Source organism: Streptomyces sp. NPDC014894, assembly GCF_043080985.1.
Taxonomy (GTDB): Bacteria; Actinomycetota; Actinomycetes; order Streptomycetales; family Streptomycetaceae; genus Streptomyces.
In genome coordinates this window covers 386,878-406,108 of record NZ_JBIBWD010000003.1, presented here as the reverse complement: position 1 = coordinate 406,108, position 19,231 = coordinate 386,878, and the positions used below count along the sequence as shown (strand labels likewise).

Below are 19,231 nucleotides of genomic sequence, written 5' to 3'. Positions count from 1 at the left end.
CGCGGCGGGACCAAAACACCCGATCCGCCGCGGGACCCCCCGGTCAGAGCTGGGGGGCGGCCGTCCCGGCGGCCGTGGGTGGGGCGGCCGGAACTGCCTCGCGGTCGAGCGCGAGCGGGTCGGTCACCGTGCCGGACTCCTCGTCGAAGAGCCCCTGCGCCAGCCTGGTCACCGCTGCGGGGACCGGCGGCGCCAGGTCGGCCACAGCGCGGAGACCGGACAGGACGTCGTCGGGTCGCACGGCAGGCGTTACGTGCCGAACAACCAGCCGCAGTATCGCACAGGGGCCGTCCACGGGCCTATCAGGCTGTGGAGGGACCACCTGAAGCTCCACCACGGCGGCTCGCGCGTCGAAGGTGCGCATGCCGTTCTTGGCACGGCGCTGGACCTCGACCGTCTCGGCCGCGAGGAAGAGCGCGGCGGCCCTCTCCGCGTCCTCGACCTCGACCTTGTCCAGTCTCAGCTCCCACTCGGAAGCGGTGAGCCGGTCGGCGAGCCCCGACGTACGGGCCTCGACGGCGTCCGTGACATCGAGACCGGTCGGCAGCGACTCGTTGAGCAGCTCCCGCAGGATCGCGGGGTCGCGCTGCTCGGTGAGGGCGATCTCCAGATACTCGGCCTCGCTGCCCGTGCCGGTGGGTGCGGCATTGGCGTACGACACCTTCGGGTGCGGGGTGAAGCCCGCCGAGTACGCCATGGGCACCTCGGCACGCTTCAGCGCCCGCTCGAAGGCGCGCTGGAAGTCACGGTGACTGGTGAACCGGAGGCGGCCGCGCTTGGTGTAGCGCAGTCGGATGCGCTGCACCGCGGGTGCGGGCGGCGGGCCTTCGGGCTGTCGCTTGCCCAGTGGTTCTTCTCCTCGGTGCGGGGCGGCGCCGGCGGCGCAGCCCTCGGAATGCGGGCCCCCCGTGCGGGCCCGGCCCGGCTCACCCCCGCTGATGGAGGGAGATCTCGGGCCCGGCCGCCGCGCCGGGGACAGTCGTTGTACTACCCAGAGTACGCGTCGCGGGCGGCCCCGGTTCCCGGGGCTCAGCGGTCCGGGCCGTCCGTACGCTTCCCGGGCGGCGCTTTCCGGGCCCGGGAGGACGCCTTCCCGGGCCTCGGACCGTCGGGCCGGCGGCGGGTCGCCCGGCGGATCTGCTCCACGGTCTCGCGCGCCGTCCGCAGCGCCGAGCGGGCGGCGGCGCGCGCCGGGGCCCAGAGCCGGTCGCGGACCAGCCGCCCGAGCCACCAAAGCGGCGGGAGCAGCACCGGGGCCAGCACGGCGCCGATCGCCCGGGCGGCCCGGCCGGTGATCCGCCAGGCGAGACCGAGCGCCGCGACGATCTCCCGGGCGACGGGCCGGAGCACATATCTCCAGAGCAGACCCAGCGGCGGGGCGATCACATGCCCGATCACCCAGCACAGAGGCCCCCACACCAGATGCGCGAAGGTCCACCCCAGCGCCCTGCCGACGCCCACGACCATCCGGACCAGCAGTGTGAACGCACCCCGGGCGGCCGGGACGAGCACCCGTTCCAGCAGCCACCGGAGGGGGACGAGCACCGCGTACCGCAGCACATGCTCATGGAGCCAGACGGCCGGCCGGACGATGCCAAAGGTCCATACCGGCACCACCAGATACCGCCAGGGCCAGACCGTGACCAGCTTCACCACGAACCGCAGCGCCCCGCCGATCGCCCGCCCGAGCGGCCGCGCCGCCCGCCCCAGCGGCACCAGCAGCTCCCAGACCATCCGCACGGGCACCACCACGAGCAGCACCGCCACCCGCACGGGAAACCGCACGGCCGCGGCCAAGCACCCCTCCCCCGCCGCGTCGTCACGGGCGGGTGGCTGATTCTGCGCGGTAGCGGCCATACCAGCCATGACGCACCCCACGCCCTTCCGGATCCCCCCTCGCGCCTTCTCGCCTCACCGGCCCCAAAGCCCCGGCACGAACCGGCGTTCGCCGGGGGCACGGACGACCAGGACGGACACTCGGGCTCCGGCCCGGGCCCGCCCGTCGCGCGTCGGACGGGCGAGCCGGGCACGGGCGGTCCGAGTGTTCCTGCCAGGCACGCGCCGAGGTCGGTGACGGCCGATCAGCAGGCCGCGGCACGAGTCATGTCGGCGGCCGTTCCGTTCACTCCCGCGGTGATCAACGATGCCCTGGTCCCGCCGGAGGGCGGAGCGGCGTGCGCGGCGTGCGGGACGGGACGCCTGCTCACGTTCCTGGGCCTCGAGCGCCCTCAGAGGGCTTCGGCGCGGGCCGCCCCGGGTACGCGGGCAAGCGGCCGAGCCATCCGCCGGCCGGCGTGACCGCTGGTCGCCCCTACTTCTTGACCGACAGCGGAAGCAGCTTCTTCCCCGTCGGGCCGATCTGGATGTGGGTGTCCATCTGAGGACAGACCCCGCAGTCGAAGCACGGCGTCCACCGGCAGTCCTCGACCTCGGTCTCGTCGAGGGCGTCCTGCCAGTCCTCCCAGAGCCAGTCCTTGTCGAGGCCGGAGTCGAGGTGGTCCCAGGGGAGGACCTCCTCGTAGGTGCGCTCGCGGGTGGTGTACCAGTCGACGTCGACGCCGGTCTCGGGGAGGGTCTTGGCGGCGCAGGCCATCCAGCGGTCGTAGGAGAAGTGCTCGCGCCAGCCGTCGAAGCGGCCGCCGTCCTCGTACACGGCGCGGATGACGGCGCCGATGCGGCGGTCGCCGCGGGAGAGGAGGCCCTCCACGATGCCGGGCTTGCCGTCGTGGTAGCGGAAGCCGATGGAGCGGCCGTACTTCTTGTCGCCGCGGATCTTGTCGCGGAGCTTGGTGAGGCGGGCGTCGGTGTCCTCGGCGCTGAGCTGCGGGGCCCACTGGAAGGGGGTGTGGGGCTTGGGCACGAAGCCGCCGATGGAGACGGTGCAGCGGATGTCCTGGGAGCCGGAGACCTCGCGGCCCTTGGCGATGACGTTGACCGCCATGTCGCCGATCTGGAGGACGTCCTCGTCGGTCTCGGTGGGCAGACCGCACATGAAGTAGAGCTTCACCTGACGCCAGCCGTTGCCGTAGGCGGTGGCGACGGTGCGGATCAGGTCCTCCTCCGAGACCATCTTGTTGATGACCTTGCGCATCCGCTCGGAGCCGCCCTCGGGGGCGAAGGTGAGCCCGGAGCGGCGGCCGTTGCGGGTCAGCTCGTTGGCGAGGTCGACGTTGAAGGCGTCGACGCGGGTGGAGGGGAGCGAGAGGCCGATCTTGTCCTTCTCGTACCGGTCCGCGAGGCCCTTGGCGACGTCGGCGATCTCGGAGTGGTCGGCGCTGGAGAGGGAGAGCAGTCCGACCTCCTCGAAGCCGGTGGCCTTGAGACCCTTCTCGACCATCTCGCCGATGCCGGTGATGCTTCGCTCCCGTACGGGACGCGTGATCATGCCGGCCTGGCAGAAACGGCAGCCGCGGGTGCAGCCGCGGAAGATCTCGACGGACATCCGCTCGTGGACGGTCTCGGCGAGGGGGACGAGGGGCTGCTTGGGGTAGGGCCACTCGTCCAGGTCCATGACGGTGTGCTTGGAGACCCGCCACGGCACGCCCGACCTGTTGGGCACGACGCGGGCGATCCGGCCGTCGGGGAGGTACTCCACGTCGTAGAAGGCGGGGACGTACACGCCGCCGGTCCTGGCGAGCCGGAAGAGCACCTCCTCGCGGCCGCCGGGGCGGCCCTCGGCCTTCCAGGCGCGGATGATCTCGGTGATGTCGAGCACGGCCTGCTCGCCGTCGCCGATGACGGCGCAGTCGATGAACTCGGCGATCGGCTCGGGGTTGAAGGCCGCGTGGCCGCCCGCGAGGACGATCGGGTCGTCCACCGTGCGGTTCCGCGCCTCCAGCGGGATGCCCGCGAGATCGAGGGCGGTGAGCATGTTGGTGTAGCCCAGCTCGGTGGAGAAGCTGAGGCCGAAGACGTCGAAGGCGCCGACGGGCCGGTGGCTGTCCACGGTGAACTGGGGCACCTTGTGCTCGCGCATCAGCTCCTCGAGGTCCGGCCAGACGCTGTAGGTCCGCTCGGCGAGGACGCCCTCACGCTCGTTGAGCACCTCGTAAAGGATCATGACGCCCTGGTTCGGCAGCCCGACCTCATAGGCGTCCGGATACATGAGCGCCCACGTCACATCGCACTCGTCCCAGTTCTTGACGGTGGAGTTCAGCTCACCGCCGACGTACTGGATGGGCTTCTGCACATGCGGGAGCAGAGCTTCGAGCTGTGGGAAGACCGACTCAGCAGCAGACATCTCGGGACTTTCGTGAGCTGGCAAGGGGGCGACTCTCTAGCGTAACGCGCTGGAGAGCCGCCTCCGTACGGTCCGCCGCCGGGGCCGGGCGCCGGCCGGGCCGGTCCGGGCGTCAGCCGCCGAGCCGGTCGCGGAGCGCGGGATCCGCGGCCCGGGCCCACACCTCGGGCAGCTCGCGCTCGCGATCGGCCGCCGACCGCTGCTCCTGGCCGTACAGCAGCCCCCAGGTGAAGGACGTCTCACCGGCCGCGTGGGACTGGATCGCCAGATTGCGCAGGGTGTCGCGGGCCACCACGCTGTCCTGGTGGTCGCCGAGGACGGACTGCACGGCCTTCATCCGTTTGGCGAACCGCTTGGCCGGGCGGCCGAGGGCGGGGGTGGCCGCCTCCCCCGCGTAACGGGCCCGTTTGGCGGCCTTGCGGGCGTCGTGCAGGGACAGATCGCGCTCGGGGCCCGGCGGCAGCCCCAGGGCGTGGTCGATCCTGGCCTCCAGCCGGTGGAAGTCCTTCACCATGGCGCGCGGCAGCACGTCCTCGGGCGCGCCCGAGGCCGCCTTGAGCAGCGGGGGATCCGCCAGCAGGGCGTCGAGGGAGTCCAGCAGGGCGAGATAGCGCGGGCTGTCGAGGGTGGCCACGGCCCGGCGGCGGGCCCCGGAGCCCTGGGCGACGGTCCAGATCCGCAGCCGTCCGCGCACCGGGCCGAGGAGCAGGGTGCGCGGCAGCTCGTCGATCCGCGCGCGCAGGCGTTCGGCGAGCACCTCCTGGTCGCGGGCGACGCCCAGCTCCCCGGCGAGCCATTTCAGCTCCTCGCCGATGGGGTCGGTCACCGTGCGGTCGAGGATCTTCCGGTACGTCCGGAAGGCGCTGCGCAGCCGGCGGGTGGAGACCCGCATCTGGTGGACGGCGTCGGGCAGATTCCGCCGTACGCCGGGGTCGTACGCGAGCAGGGCGCCGACGTGCTCGCGCAGATGGGCGAGGATCCGGCCGCCGGCGTCGGCGGTGTCGGGCGGCCGGTGGGCCGGGACGGCGAATCCGGTCTCGGCCAGGGCCCGGGCCAGCTTGGAGGGGGCGGCGGAGGGGGCGAGCCCGGCCTTGACGAGCTTCTTGTGCGCCTGGTCGAGGACGACGGGGTCGCTGTAGTCGCCCAGCTCGACCTCGATCTCGTCCCAGGCCGTCTCGTGGTCGCCGCCGAGGAGCCGCCGGGCGCGGACGGAGTCCCGGCCCACCTCGGCGAGCAGCTCGCCGTCGGCGCCGACGAGATGGAGCAGACGGCGGGAGGAGAGCAGGCGCACGACCGGGACGAGTTCCGCCTCCCGGGCGCGGGCGCGCACCAGCGATCGCAGCGCGCGCGGGAGCGTGTCGGAGAGGGGGGCGCCGATCTCGTCCCGGACGCCGGGGGCGACGGGCAGTTTGAGGTGCCAGCCCGCGTCGTCGCCGCCCGTGCGCCGGCGCAGGGTGATGGAGGCCGCGGCGAGCCGCAGATCGGCCGTGTCGTAGTAGACGGCGTCCAGCTCGGCCGTGCCCCGGTCGGCGACGGCCGCGACCCCGGCGACCCCGGACAGGTCGGGGAGCCGGGTCTCGGGAGTGGCTTCGTACTTCCGCTCGATTTCGCGCTTCGTGTCCACCATGAACCGAATCTAGTTCGCGAAGCCGCCGCGCGGCAGACCCGCGCCACGACCGGGTGACGGCTCAGGCCGTTATCGGCCGCTGCACCCGGATGGACTGGAGCAGTCCGATCGCCACCCAGACGGCGAACATGGAGGAGCCGCCGTAGGAGACGAAGGGGAGCGGGAGTCCGGCCACGGGCATGATCCCCAGGGTCATGCCGATGTTCTCGAAGGACTGGAAGGCGAACCAGGCGATGATTCCGGCGGCGACGATGGTGCCGTACAGCTCGGTGGTCTCGCGGGCGATCCGGCAGGCGCGCCAGAGCACGACGCCGAGGAGGACCAGGATCAGTCCGGCGCCGACGAAGCCCAGCTCCTCGCCGGCGACGGTGAAGACGAAGTCCGTCTGCTGTTCGGGGACGAACTGTCCGGTGGTCTGGGAGCCCTTGAAGAGGCCGGTGCCCAGCAGTCCGCCGGAGCCGATGGCGATCCGGGCCTGGTTGGTGTTGTAGCCGACGCCTGCCGGGTCCAGCTCGGGGTTGGCGAAGGCGGCGAACCGGTTGATCTGGTACTCGTCCAGCAGTCCGAGGGCGGTGACGAGGACCGCGCCGGCCACTCCGCTGCCGATGAGTCCGAGGATCCAGCGGTTGGGCGCGCCGGAGGCGAGCAGTACGCCGAGCATGATGACGACCATGACCATGACCGAGCCGAGGTCGGGCATCAGCATGACGATGGCCATGGGCAGTACGGCGATGCCGAGCGATTTGGCGACGGTGCGGTGGTCGGGGTGGGCGAGGTCGCCCGCGTCGACCCGGGAGGCGAGCAGCATGGCCATGCCCAGGATGATCGTGATCTTCACGAATTCCGAGGGCTGGATGGAGAAGCCGCCGCCGATCACGATCCAGGCGTGCGCGCCGTTGATGGTCGCGCCGAGCGGGGTGAGCACGAGCACGATCAGCAGGACGGAGATGCCGTAGAGCACCGGGACCGCGCCGCGCAGGGTGCGGTGGCCGAGCCAGATGGTGCCGATCATCAGCGTGATGCCGATTCCGGTGTTCAGTATGTGCCGGAAGAGGAAGTCGTACGGGTCTCCCCCGGTCAGCTCGGTGCGGCCGCGGGTGGCGGACCAGACGAGCAGGGCGCCGATGCCGGAGAGCAGGAAGGAGCAGCAGAGCAGCGGCCAGTCGAGCCGCCGGACCACCGAGTCGCGGGCGGAGAGCTGGGACCAGAGTCCGCCGCGCCTCGGTCCGTAGCCGGAGACGGAGAAGCCATGGGAGCCGGCCATGCCTCAGTCCCTTCGCGCGGGCGCGGCCGCGAGCTGCTGTGGTGCTTCGACCGGCTTGCGCGGCCGGTACGGGGAGATCTTGGGCGCGTCGATGGATCCGTCGGCCCCGATCCGGGGGAGGGTCTTGTGCGGGGCGGGCAGCAGGGCGCGCCCGAGGTCCTGGCCGCCCTTCTCGTCCAGTCCGTACATCGCCTCGTAGATCTTGCGGACGGCGGGTCCGGAGGCGCCGGAGCCGGTGCCGCCCTGGGAGATCGTCATGACGATGGTGTAGTCGTCGGTGTAGGAGGCGAACCAGGAGGTGGTCTGCTTGCCGTAGACCTCGGCGGTGCCCGTCTTGGCGTGCATCGGGATCTTGTCCTGGGGCCAGCCGCCGAATCGCCAGGCGGCGGATCCCCGGGTCGCGACTCCCGCGAGGGCGTCGTTTATCTTCCGGTTGGTGGCGGTGTCCATGGGGAGCTTGCCGGCCCGCTCGGGCTTGATCTCGGTGACCTGCTTGCCGTCGGCGCTGACGACGGCCCGGCCGACGGTGGGCCGGTAGAGGGTGCCGCCGTTGGAGATGGCCGCGTAGATCGTCGCCATCTGTATCGGGGTGACGAGGGTGTCTCCCTGGCCGATGGAGTAGTTGACGGAGTCGCCGGCGCGCATCCGGTTGCCTTCGAGGCAGTTCTCGTAGGCGATCTGCTCGACGTAGCTGCCGCCCTTCTTGCCCTCCTTGCACCAGGTGCCCTTGAGCTGCTCCCAGTAGTCCTGCTTCCACTGGCGGTCGGGGACCCGGCCGGGGACCTCGCTGGTGAGGTCGATGCCGGTCTTCTCGCCGAGGCCGAACTGGTGGGCGGTGCGGTAGAACCAGTCCTTGGCGTCCTTCTTGGGCTTGATGCCGCCGTCCTTGAGCCATTCGCGGTGGGCGAGGCCGTAGTAGACGGTGTCGCAGGAGACTTCGAGGGCGCGGCCGAGGCTGATGGAGCCGTATCCCTTGGATTCAAAGTTCTTGAACTCGCGTCCGCCGAAGGAGAGCGAGGAGGGGCAGGGGTAGGTGCCGTCGAAGTCGTATCCGGCGTTGACGGCGGCGGTGGAGGAGATCACCTTGAAGATCGAGCCGGGGGCGGCCTGGCCCTGGATGCCCCGGTTGAGCAGCGGGTAGTTGGAGCCCTTGTCGGTGAGGCGCTCGTAGTCCTTGCCGGAGATGCCGCCGACCCAGGCGTTGGGGTCGTAGGTGGGCAGGGAGGCCATGGAGATGACGCGTCCGGTCTTGTTCTCCATCACGACGACGGCGCCGGCGTCGGCCTTGTAGTTGACGCCGGTGTTGTTCTTGTCGATGTCCTTGCGGGCGGCCTTCATGGCCTCGTTCAGCTCGTACTCGGCGACGGCCTGGACGCGGGCGTCGATGGAGGTGACGAGGTTGGCGCCGGGCTGGGCCTTGTCGCGGTCGGCCTCGCCGATGACGCGGCCGAGGTTGTCGACCTCGTAGCGGGTGACGCCGGCCTTGCCGCGGAGCGCGTGGTCGTAGGTGCGCTCCAGGCCGGAGCGGCCGACCTGGTCGGAGCGGAGGAAGGGGGACTCGGTGTCCTTGGCCTTCTCGATCTCCTGGTCGGTGACGGGCGAGAGATAGCCGAGCACCTGGGCGGTGTTGGCCTTGCCGGGGGCGGTGTAGCGGCGGACGGCGGTGGGCTCGGCGGTGATGCCGGGGAAGTCCTCGGCGCGTTCGCGGATCTGGAGGGCCTGTTGGGTGGTGGCCTCGTCGGTGACCGGGATCGGCTGGTAGGGGGAGCCGTTCCAGCAGGGCTTCTTGGTCTTGGCGTCGCAGAGCCGGACCTTGTCCTGGACGTCCTTGGGCTTCATGCCGAGGACTCCGGCGAGCCGGGTGAGGACCGCTTCGCCGTCGTCCTTTATCTTCATCAGCTCGGTGCGGGAGGCGGAGACGACGAGCCGGGTCTCGTTGTCGGCGAGCGCCACTCCGCGCGCGTCGAGGATGGAGCCGCGGACGGCGGGCTGGACGACGCGCTGGACGCCGTTGTTCTTCGCCTCGTCGGTGTACTCCTGGCCATTGCGGATCTGGAGGTACCAGAGGCGTCCGCCGAGGGTGAGCAGCAGGGAGAAGACGAGTACCTGGATGACGACCAGACGGATCTGGACCCGTGGGGTCCGTCCGGTCTCCGGGATGTTGCTCACAGTCGCTTGACCCCCTTGATCCGTCCGGCGCGGGCGGCTCTGTTACGGGCCGCCTTGACGCGCATGCCGCCGCGCTGGGCGCCGATGCGCAGCCCGGTGCCGGAGGCGAGCCAGCCCGAGGAGACGTCGCCCGCGCCGCCGTTCTGGCTGTCGGCGAGCGGGTCGTTGTCGGTGCGGCGGGCCAGCGCCATGATGAACGGCACGGTGAACGGCGCGAGCAGCAGATCGTAGACGGCGGCGGTGAACAGCAGATTGCCGAGGCCCACATGGCGGGCGGCGGTGTCGCCGACGAGGGCGCCGACTCCCGCGTACAGCAGGGTGGAGCCGATGGCGGCGGCGACGACGACCAGCATCGGGCCGGTGGCGGACTTGAGCTTGCCGTTCTCGGGGCGGGCGAGTCCGGCGAGGTAGCCGATGAGGCAGAGGACGAGGGCGTACCGTCCGGCGGCGTGGTCGGCGGGGGGCGCGAGGTCGGCGAGGAGGCCGGCGCCGAAGCCGATGAAGGCCCCGGCGAGATGCCCGTAGACGAGGGCGAGTCCGAGGACGGTCAGCAGCAGCAGATCGGGGACGGCGCCGGGGAGCTGGAGGCGGGAGAGGACGGAGACCTGGAGGACGAGCGCGACCACGACGAGGGCCGTGGAGAGAAGCGTCCGGTTGACACGCATGGCGGATCAGCTCCTACTGCTGCTCGTTGTTCTGGCCGGTTCCGGGGTCGGCCGGGGGCGGTGGGGCGTCCGGTACGCCGTTCTGTACGCCGTCCGCCGCCGCGCCCGGGTCCGTGCTCGCGCCCGGGTCCGGGGTGGGGGCGGCGCCGGGGGCCCGGGTCTCGCCGGGCGCGGGGGCGCGGGCGGTGCCGGGGACGGGCCCGCTGTCCCGGCCCTGCGCCTGCTCGTTGCCGAGACCGGGGGCGGAGGGGGTGACGGTGACGGTGACCGTCGGGGTGGGCCTGGGCCCGGCGGGCTTGGCGGGCAGCACGGTGTCCCTGGGGTCGGTGCGGGGCGCCTGGACGACCACGCCGACGATGTCGAGCTTGCTGAAGGCGACATACGGATCGACGTAGATGGTGCGGGTCAGATCGCCGCCGGAGGGGTCGACGCGGACCACCTGGCCGATCGGGACCCCGGGCACGAAGGGCTTGTCGGCCTGGGAGCCGAAGGTGACCAGCCGGTCGCCCTTCTTGACCTTGTGCTTTCCGTTGAGCAGCTGGACCGAGAGGGGGCGGTCGCCCTGGCCGGTGGCGAAGCCCAGCTCGTCGGTCTTCTCCATCCGGGTGCCGACGGCGAAGTCGGGGTCGTTGGCGAGCAGGACGGTGGCGGTGTGCGGGCCGACGGTGGTGACGCGGCCGACGAGCCCGTCGCCGTTGAGCACGGTCATGTCGCGCCGGATGCCGTCGCGGGAGCCGATGTCGATGGTGACCGTCCAGGAGAAGCCCTGGGCCGCTCCTATGGCGATGACCTCGGCGCCCTTGATGCCGTACTGTCCCGCGCCGGCCGTCTTCAGCATCCGGTCCAGCTCGCGCGCCCGGCTGCGGTTGCGGTCGTCGCTGCCGAGTCTGGCCTTCAGCTCGGCGTTCTCCCGCTCCAGCACGCTGATGCGGTCATGGCGCTCGCCGGAGTCCCGTACGGCCCCGATGGCGTTGCCGACCGGGTCGACGGCCGAGGCGACGCCGTTCTCCACCGGGCCGAAGACCGTGGCGGCGGCCTGCCGGGCGCCGTCGATCGGTGAGTCCTCGCCCCCGCGGATGTCCACCGTGATCAAAGCGAACGCGATGGCGATCAGCAGCACCAGGAGCAGACGGCTCTCTCGTGTGTCCCTCACGTGCGGCGGCCGTGCCTTCCTCGTAGGAATGGGGATGTCTGTATATCAACGATCTGCCGTACGGGTTGGCAGGCACCCGTCCGGTGGACCGCCCGGGTCCGCGCGGTGCCGGGCCGGCCGCGCCCCGGCCGGGGGCCGCTCGCCCCGGGTCCCGCCGGCGGCGGGCGTCCGGGCGCGGGCCCCTCCCGCCCCGGGGGGGCGGGAGCGGGGAGGGCTAGCGGCGCGGCTGGGCGTCCAGCACCTGCTGGAGCGCCTCGAACTCCTCCACGCACTTGCCCGAGCCGAGCGCCACCGAGTCCAGCGGGTTCTCGGCGATGTGGATGGGCATCCCGGTCTCGCGGCGGAGCCGCTCGTCGAGCCCGCGCAGCAGCGCGCCGCCGCCGGTGAGGACGATGCCGCGGTCCATGACGTCGCCCGACAGCTCGGGCGGGCACTTGTCGAGGGTGGTCTTGACGGCGTCGACGATCGAATTGACCGGCTCCTCGATCGCCTTGCGGACCTCGGCGGCCGAGATGACGACCGTCTTCGGCAGACCGGAGACGAGATCGCGGCCGCGGATCTCGGTGTGCTCGTCCTGGTCCATGTCGTAGGCGGAGCCGATAGTGATCTTGATCTGTTCGGCGGTGCGCTCGCCGAGCAGGAGTGAGTACTCCTTCTTGATGTGCTGAATGATCGCGTTGTCCAGTTCGTCGCCGGCGACCCGGATGGACTGCGCGGTGACGATTCCGCCGAGGGAGATGACGGCGACCTCGGTGGTGCCGCCACCGATGTCGACGACCATATTGCCGGTGGCCTCATGGACCGGGAGTCCGGAGCCGATGGCCGCGGCCATGGGCTCCTCGATGATGTGCACCTGCCGGGCGCCCGCCTGCGTCGACGCCTCGATGACCGCGCGGCGCTCGACGCCGGTGATGCCCGAGGGCACGCAGACCACGACACGCGGACGGGCGAGATAGCGACGCTTGTGGATCTTCAGAATGAAGTAGCGGAGCATCCGCTCGGTGATCTCGAAGTCGGCGATGACGCCGTCCTTCAGCGGCCGGACGGCAACGATGTTGCCCGGCGTCCGGCCGATCATCTTCTTCGCCTCGGAGCCGACCGCGAGAATGCCGCCCGTGTTGGTGTTGATGGCGACGACGGACGGCTCGTTGAGAACGATCCCCCGGCCCCTGACGTACACCAGCGTGTTGGCGGTCCCGAGGTCGACAGCCATGTCACGGCCGATGAACGACATGTTGTTCCCCATGAGGATGCGTCTGGCCTTCCCGGATCGAGCCTTGACAGCTTTTCAGGAAGGCGAGGGTGGGTGCTGTGGCGTGAGGCTTCCATCGTAATGCCGTCCCCACGGACACGGCGCGGTGGTCCACCTCTTCTTTACGGGACGAGGTGTCGCAGCGATCCGTTCCCGGATTGCGTTCGCATATGCCGAAGGGCGACCGAATTACATCGGTCGCCCCAGGTCATGAGCGCTGTTTGGCTGATGCGGGGTCAGGAAAGTCCCGGAAAGAAAATCTTCAGCTCTCGAATGGCGGACTCCTCGGAGTCCGAGGCGTGGATCAGGTTCTCGCGGACGACGGTACCGAAATCGCCGCGAATGGAACCGGGGGCGGCGGCGATGGGGTCGGTGGGGCCGGCGAGCTGCCGGACGCCCTCGATGACCCGCTCGCCGTCGACGACGAGCGCGACGACGGGACCGGAGGCCATGAACGCGACCAGGGGCTCGTAGAACGGCTTGCCCTTGTGCTCGCCGTAGTGCCGCTCCAGGGTCTCCTGGTCCAGCGTGCGCAGCTCCAGCGCGCTGACGGTCCAGCCGGCCTTGGCCTCGATCCGGCCGAGGATCTCGCCGACCAGCTTGCGCCGGACCGCGTCGGGCTTGAGGAGGACGAGGGTGCGCTGGGTCATGGTGTACGGCTCCTTGCAGGCATACGTGTGCGGTGAGCCGAGGCTACAGGGGCGCTCCCGGCGGCCGGCACCCGGACCTGACCGCCGGTCAGCCGGGGCGCCGGGGCCCGCGGGCCCCGGCGCCGCGGCCGGGCGTCAGCCCTGGGGCTCGGCCCGGGCGGCCTGCGCCGCCCAGCGGGCCTTGGCCTCGTCGATCTTGCCGCCGTAGTGCACCGAGGCCCACCACAGTCCGGCGAAGCACGCGCCGAGCAGGAACATCATCGGCACGAAGAACCCGCTGAGCACCAGACCGATCTGGAGCGCCCAGCCGAGCTGGACCCCGCCCGGGCGGGAGAGCATCCCGCAGAGCAGCACCGACAGGGCCATGCCGATCCCGCAGACCGTCCAGACCAGACCCATGGACAGATCCGGGTCCTTCATGGCCACCAGGCCCGCGAACCCGATGACGAAGAACTCGCCGATCAGTGTGGACGCGCAGAGCGTACGCATGTCAGCCCCTCCCCAGCAGCAGCCGGGCTTCCCCGACCGTGATCACCGAACCGGTCACCAGCACGCCCGCGCCCGCGTACTCGGCCTCCTCCTCCGCCAGCGTGATCGCCGCCTCGACGGCCTCGTCGAGCCGGGGCTCGACCACCACCCGCTCATCGCCGAAGACCTCCACCGCGATCGCCGCGAGCGTGTCCGCGTCCATCGAACGGGCGGTCGAGTTCTGGGTGACGACGACCTCGGCGAAGATCGGCTCGAAGGCCTCCAGCAGCCCCCGGACGTCCTTGTCGCCGCTCGCGCCGACCACGCCGATCAGCCGGGAGAAGCCGAACGCCTCGGTGACCGCCTCGGCGGCCGCCCGCGCGCCCGCCGGATTGTGCGCGGCGTCCAGGACGACCGTGGGGCTGCGCCGCACGACTTCGAGCCGGCCCGGCGAGGTGACCGCCGCGAACGCCTTGCGGACGGTGTCCGCGTCCAGCGTGCGCGCGTGGTCCGCGCCGATGCCGAAGAACGCCTCGACCGCCGCGAGCGCGACCGCCGCGTTGTGCGCCTGGTGCGCCCCGTACAGCGGGAGGAAGATCTCGCCGTACTCGCCGCCGAGCCCGCGCAGGGTCAGCAGCTGGCCGCCGACGGCGACCTCGCGGGAGACCACGCCGAACTCCATGCCCTCGCGGGCGACGGTGGCGTCCACCTCGACGGCCTTCTTCAGCATCACCTGCGCGGCGTCCACCGGCTGCTGGGCCAGGATCACCGTCGCGTCCTGCTTGATGACGCCGGACTTCTCCGCGGCGATCTCGCCGGGGGTGGAGCCGAGGCGGTCGGTGTGGTCCAGCGCTATCGGGGTGATCACGGCGACCGCCGCGTCGATCACATTGGTGGCGTCCCAGGTCCCGCCCATGCCGACCTCGACCACGGCGACGTCCACGGGCGCGTCCGCGAAGGCCGCGTACGCCATGCCGGTGAGCACCTCGAAGAAGGAGAGCCGGAACTCCTGGGACGCGTCGACCATCTCGACGTACGGCTTGACGTCCTCGTACGTGGCGATGAACCGCTCGGGGTCGATGGGCGCGCCGTCGAGGCTGATCCGCTCGGTGATCGACTGCACATGCGGGGAGGTGTAGCGGCCGGTGCGCAGGTCGAACGCGGAAAGCAGGGCCTCGATCATGCGGGCCGTGGAGGTCTTGCCGTTGGTGCCGGTGATGTGGATGGAGGGGTACGCGCGCTGGGGCTCGCCGAGCACGTCCATCAGGGCGGCGATCCGGGTCACCGAGGGTTCGAGCTTGGTCTCGCCCCAGCGGGTCGCCAGATCCGCCTCGACGGCGCGCAGCGCGCGGTCGACCTCGGGGTCGGCGGGGCGGGCGGGCACGGTGTCGCCCTGCGGGGAGCCGGACTGGGCGCGCAGGGTGCGGCTGCCGGCCTCGATCACCGCCAGGTCGGGGTCACGGTCGGTCTCTGCACCGACGATCTCGTCGAAGGGGTCGGGCTCTGCGGGTCGGTCGGCCGGATGCTCACTCACGGGTCCAGTCTAGGCTCCGGGGCCCGGGGCGCTTCCCCGGGCTCACCGCGCCCGGGGCCGGGGGCGCGGGCCCGGCGGGGGCGGCGCGGCGGACGGCGGCGGGCCCGGCGGACGGCGGGTCAGCGGGCGCGCGGGCTCGCGGCCCGGGCGTCCGGGCGGTCGCGGCGGAGCCAGCCGGCCGGGAGCAGGGCCGCCACCTCGTAGCCGCCGGTCCCGTCGGGACCGGCGCGGAGCGTGCCGCCCATGGCGCGGACGCGCTCGCGCATGGAGAAGGTGCCGGTGCCGCTGGAGACGGGCGCGGTGGGCGGGGCGGCCGCCGGGAGGGCGTTGCGGGCGACGGCGCGCAGCCGGTGGCCCTCCAGGTCGATGGTGACGGTGACGCGCTCGCCGGGCGCGTGTTTGGCGGCGTTGGTCAGACACTCCTGGACGACGCGGTAGACGGCCGTCTGGCGGAGCGGGGAGAGTCTGCGCGCGTCCTCGTCGATCTCCAGGGTCACCGGGCTGCCCATGGCGGCGCTCTCCTCGGCGAGCGCGGGCAGCCCTTCGAGTCCGGGGGTGGCGGTGCGTTCGTCCGCGCGGTGGACGATGGTGTCGTTGAGCATGAGGTGGGCGCGGCGGGCGGTGTCGGCCAGCTCCTCGAAGTCCTTCTGGTGGGCGGTGCCCCGGGAGCGGGTGGAGAGCACCTCGGCGCGTACGGCGAGGACGGTCAGCTCCCGGCCGACGAGGTCGTGGACGTCGCGGGCGACGGAGGTGCGCTCGTCCTGGACCGCCTGGAGGGCGGCGGTCTCGGCGCGCTGGACCTCCAGTTCGCGGACGAGGTCCCGGCGGTAGGCGGCGATGCCGACGCCGGAGGCGAGGACGCCGATGGGGACGACCAGGCTGAGGAATTCGCTCAGGGAGCCGGGGTGCCGTTCGGGCGGGCCGATGAGGGTGAAGAGCGCCCAGGCGGCGGCGATGTAGCCGACGGTGGCGAGGGAGCCGGCCCAGCGGCCCCGGAAGCGTCCGATGGAGTAGAGGGCGAACTGGATGAGGGTGAGTTCGTGGAGGAGGCCGAGGAGGATCAGGGCGACGAGATAGGGGATCCAGGGGAGCCGTCGGCGTACGACGAGGGTGGCCGCGCCGCAGGCGAGGAGAAGGGTGGCGGTGAACCTGTTGAGGGCGTTGTCCGCGGTGGCGAGGCCGGGCACGTCGAGCACCATCAGCGAGAAGCAGCTGAGGGCGGTGAGGACGTCGACCGCGCGGGGTGAGGTGGCCCAGCGGCGGGTGCGCCTGCGGCCGGCCGCGACCAGGCGGCGGCCGGCGTACGACGCGGCGGTGAGCGGCATGTCCCCCATCATCCAGGGGTGCGGGGGCGCACTCGGCAGGGGGATGGTTTTCAGCCGTATGGCTGATATGCCGTAGATGGGGCGGCCGGGGTACGGCGAGGGCCCCGGGGGGAATCCCCCCGGGGCCCTCGCTCACGCCTCTGACCTGCTCACGCCTCCGGGAGGCGGTCCAGCTGGGCGGTGATCCGGGCGATGTCCTCCTCGGCGGCGGCCAGCCGTCCGCGGATCTTCGCCACCACCTGATCGGGGGCCTTCGCGAGGAACGCCTCGTTGCCGAGCTTGCCCTCGGCCTGCTGGCGCTCCTTCTGGGCGGCGGCCAGATCCTTGGCCAGCCGCTTGCGCTCGGCCGCGACGTCGATGGTGCCCGAGAGGTCGAGCGCCACCGTCGCGCCCGCGACCGGCAGGGTCGCCGTGGCGCTGAAGCCCTCGCCCTCCGGCTGGAGGCGCAGCAGCTGGCGGATCGCCGCCTCGTGCGGGGCGAGCGCCGTGCCGTCGAGACCGAGGCGGGCCGGGACCTTCTGGCCGGGCTGCAGGCCCTGGTCGCTGCGGAACCGGCGGACCTCGGTGACCACGCGCTGGACCAGCTCGATCTCCCGCTCGGCCGCCTCGTCGCGGAAGCCGCTGTCCGCCGGCCAGTCGGCGACGACCAGCGACTCCTTGCCGGTGAGCGTCGTCCACAGGGTCTCGGTGACGAACGGCACCACCGGGTGGAGCAGCCGCAGCGTCACGTCCAGGACCTCGCCCAGGACCCGCGCGGAGACCTTCGCCTGCTCGCCGCCGGCGAAGTAGGTGGTCTTCGACAGCTCGACGTACCAGTCGAAGACCTCGTCCCACGCGAAGTGGTAGAGCGAGTCGGAGAGCTTGGCGAACTGGAAGTCGTCGTAGTACGCGTCGACCTCGGCCACGGTCTTGTTCAGCCGGGACAGGATCCAGCGGTCGGCGGCGGAGAGCCGCTCGGCCGGGGGCAGCTCGCCCTCGACGGTCGCGCCGTTCATCAGCGCGAAGCGGGTGGCGTTCCAGATCTTGTTGGCGAAGTTGCGGGAGGCCTGGACCCAGTCCTCGCCGATCGGGACGTCGGCGCCCGGGTTGGCCCCGCGCGCCAGGGTGAAGCGGACGGCGTCGGAGCCGTAAGCGTCCATCCAGTCCAGCGGGTCCACCGAGTTCGGGTTGGACTTCGACATCTTCTTGCCGTTCTCGTCGCGGACGAGACCGGTGAGGGCGACGGTGTGGAAGGGGGCCTCCCCGTCCATCGCGTAGAGACCGAACATCATCATCCGGGCGACCCAGAAGAAGATGATGTCGTGGCCGGTGACCAGGACGTCGGTGGCGTAGAACTTCTCCAGGTCCGGCGTCCGCTCCGGCCAGCCGAGGGTGGAGAAGGGCCAGAGGCCGGAGGAGAACCAGGTGTCGAGGACGTCCTCGTCCTGGACCCAGCCCTCGCCGCTCGGCGGCTGCTCGTCGGGGCCGACGCAGACGGTCTCGCCGTTCGGGCCGTACCAGACGGGGATGCGGTGGCCCCACCACAGCTGGCGCGAGATGCACCAGTCGTGCATGTTGTCGACCCAGTCGAAGTAGCGCTTCGACAGCTCCGCCGGGTGGATCTCCACCCGGCCGTCGCGGACGGCGTCGCCGGCGGCCTGGGCCAGCGGGCCGACCTTGACCCACCACTGGAGCGAGAGCCTCGGCTCGACGGTGGTCCCGCAGCGGGAGCAGTGTCCGACCGAGTGGGAGTACGGGCGCTTCTCGGCGACGACCCGGCCCTGCTCGCGCAGGGCGGCGACGATCGCGGCGCGGGCCTCGTACCGGTCCAGCCCCTGGAACGGGCCGGGGACGGTGATGACCGCCCGCTCGTCCATGATCGTGATCGACTCCAGGCCGTGGCGCTGGCCGATGGCGAAGTCGTTGGGGTCGTGGGCGGGCGTCACCTTGACCGCGCCGGTGCCGAACTCGGGGTCGACATGGGTGTCGGCGACGACCGGGATCGTTCGGTCGGTCAGCGGGAGCTTGATCCGCCGGCCGATGAGATGGGCGTAGCGCGGGTCGTCGGGGTGGACGGCGACGGCGGTGTCGCCGAGCATCGTCTCGACCCGGGTGGTCGCCACGACGAGGGTGTCCTCGCCCTCGCCGTACTTCAGCGAGACCAGCTCGCCGTTGTCGTCCTGGTAGTCGACCTCGATGTCGGAGATCGCGGTGAGACAGCGCGGGCACCAGTTGATGATGCGCTCGGCGCGGTAGATCAGCTCGTCGTCGTAGAGGTTCTTGAAGATCGTCTGGACGGACCGGGAGAGGCCCTCGTCCATGGTGAAGCGCTCACGGCTCCAGTCGAGCCCGGCGCCGAGCCGGCGGAGCTGGCCCAGGATCCGGCCGCCGTACTCCTCCTTCCACTGCCACACCCGCTCGGTGAAGTGCTCGCGGCCGAGGTCGTGGCGGGACTTGCCCTCCTCGGCGAGCTGCTGCTCCACCTTGTTCTGCGTGGCGATGCCCGCGTGGTCCATGCCGGGCAGCCAGAGCGCCTCGTACCCCTGCATGCGCTTCCGGCGGGTCAGCGCGTCCATCAGGGTGACCTGGAAGGCATGGCCCAGATGGAGGGCGCCGGTGACGTTCGGCGGCGGGATGACGATGGTGTACGGCGGCTTCTCGCTCTTGGCGTCCGCCGTGAAGTACCCCCGCTCCACCCAGCGCTCGTACAGCTTCCCCTCTACCTGGGCCGGCGCGTACTGGGTCGGCAGTTCGGGGTTGCTGGCTGGCGTCTGCTGAGCGTTCTCGGTCACGGGCCCAGTTTAGGGGTGTCACGGTGGCGTACTGAAACGGGATAGTTCGGTAACGGTGTGACCCCCGCCGCTCCGGTTCCCCGGCGGCTGAGTGAGGATGTTCGCATCACATA

At 71.6% G+C, this 19,231-nt stretch carries 14 protein-coding genes; all 14 read right to left on the bottom strand.

Features of this window, described 5'->3' with window-relative positions; genetic code table 11:
- Positions 1-43: 43 nt before the first annotated feature.
- Complete coding sequence (locus ACF089_RS09660) at positions 44-805, bottom strand: TIGR03936 family radical SAM-associated protein (protein WP_392024163.1); 762 nt, start codon at positions 803-805, stop codon at positions 44-46.
- A gap of 224 nt (positions 806-1,029) precedes the next feature.
- Positions 1,030-1,797 (bottom strand): hypothetical protein, encoded by a 768-nt coding sequence (locus tag ACF089_RS09655; protein ID WP_392024161.1) that lies wholly within the window; start codon positions 1,795-1,797, stop codon positions 1,030-1,032.
- Between the two features lie 514 nt (positions 1,798-2,311).
- Positions 2,312-4,240 carry a TIGR03960 family B12-binding radical SAM protein gene (locus tag ACF089_RS09650; protein WP_392024159.1) on the bottom strand — a complete coding sequence of 643 codons (1,929 nt, stop codon included), beginning with the start codon at positions 4,238-4,240 and terminating at the stop codon, positions 2,312-2,314.
- Positions 4,241-4,352: 112 nt separating this feature from the next.
- Positions 4,353-5,867 carry a CHAD domain-containing protein gene (locus ACF089_RS09645; protein WP_392024156.1) on the bottom strand — a complete coding sequence of 505 codons (1,515 nt, stop codon included), beginning with the start codon at positions 5,865-5,867 and terminating at the stop codon, positions 4,353-4,355.
- A 61-nt stretch (positions 5,868-5,928) separates the two neighbouring features.
- The gene (gene rodA / locus ACF089_RS09640; RefSeq protein WP_392024153.1) at positions 5,929-7,131 is read right to left on the bottom strand and encodes a rod shape-determining protein RodA; all 1,203 of its coding nucleotides are present in this window, start codon (positions 7,129-7,131) and stop codon (positions 5,929-5,931) included.
- A gap of 3 nt (positions 7,132-7,134) precedes the next feature.
- Positions 7,135-9,300, bottom strand: coding sequence for a penicillin-binding protein 2 (gene mrdA, locus ACF089_RS09635; RefSeq protein WP_392024150.1), 2,166 nt, complete (start codon positions 9,298-9,300; stop codon positions 7,135-7,137).
- Positions 9,297-9,965, bottom strand: a complete 669-nt coding sequence (mreD, locus tag ACF089_RS09630) for a rod shape-determining protein MreD (RefSeq protein ID WP_392024147.1) — start codon at positions 9,963-9,965, stop codon at positions 9,297-9,299. The genes mrdA and mreD overlap by 4 nt, the downstream gene beginning before the upstream one ends.
- A gap of 13 nt (positions 9,966-9,978) precedes the next feature.
- On the bottom strand, positions 9,979-11,118 hold the full coding sequence (gene mreC / locus ACF089_RS09625) for a rod shape-determining protein MreC (protein WP_392024145.1): 1,140 nt from the start codon (positions 11,116-11,118) through the stop codon (positions 9,979-9,981).
- Between the two features lie 214 nt (positions 11,119-11,332).
- Complete coding sequence (locus tag ACF089_RS09620; RefSeq protein WP_392024772.1) at positions 11,333-12,352, bottom strand: rod shape-determining protein; 1,020 nt, start codon at positions 12,350-12,352, stop codon at positions 11,333-11,335.
- Positions 12,353-12,606: 254 nt separating this feature from the next.
- On the bottom strand, positions 12,607-13,020 hold the full coding sequence (ndk, locus tag ACF089_RS09615; RefSeq protein WP_392024143.1) for a nucleoside-diphosphate kinase: 414 nt from the start codon (positions 13,018-13,020) through the stop codon (positions 12,607-12,609).
- Between the two features lie 135 nt (positions 13,021-13,155).
- Complete coding sequence (locus tag ACF089_RS09610; RefSeq protein ID WP_392024140.1) at positions 13,156-13,509, bottom strand: DUF4233 domain-containing protein; 354 nt, start codon at positions 13,507-13,509, stop codon at positions 13,156-13,158.
- Position 13,510: 1 nt separating this feature from the next.
- Positions 13,511-15,022, bottom strand: coding sequence for a bifunctional folylpolyglutamate synthase/dihydrofolate synthase (locus tag ACF089_RS09605; protein WP_392024138.1), 1,512 nt, complete (start codon positions 15,020-15,022; stop codon positions 13,511-13,513).
- Between the two features lie 119 nt (positions 15,023-15,141).
- Positions 15,142-16,347 carry a sensor histidine kinase gene (locus ACF089_RS09600; protein WP_392024136.1) on the bottom strand — a complete coding sequence of 402 codons (1,206 nt, stop codon included), beginning with the start codon at positions 16,345-16,347 and terminating at the stop codon, positions 15,142-15,144.
- Between the two features lie 149 nt (positions 16,348-16,496).
- A complete protein-coding gene (locus ACF089_RS09595) occupies positions 16,497-19,118 on the bottom strand; it encodes a valine--tRNA ligase (protein ID WP_392024134.1) in 2,622 nt (873 codons plus the stop codon).
- Positions 19,119-19,231: the final 113 nt, after the last annotated feature.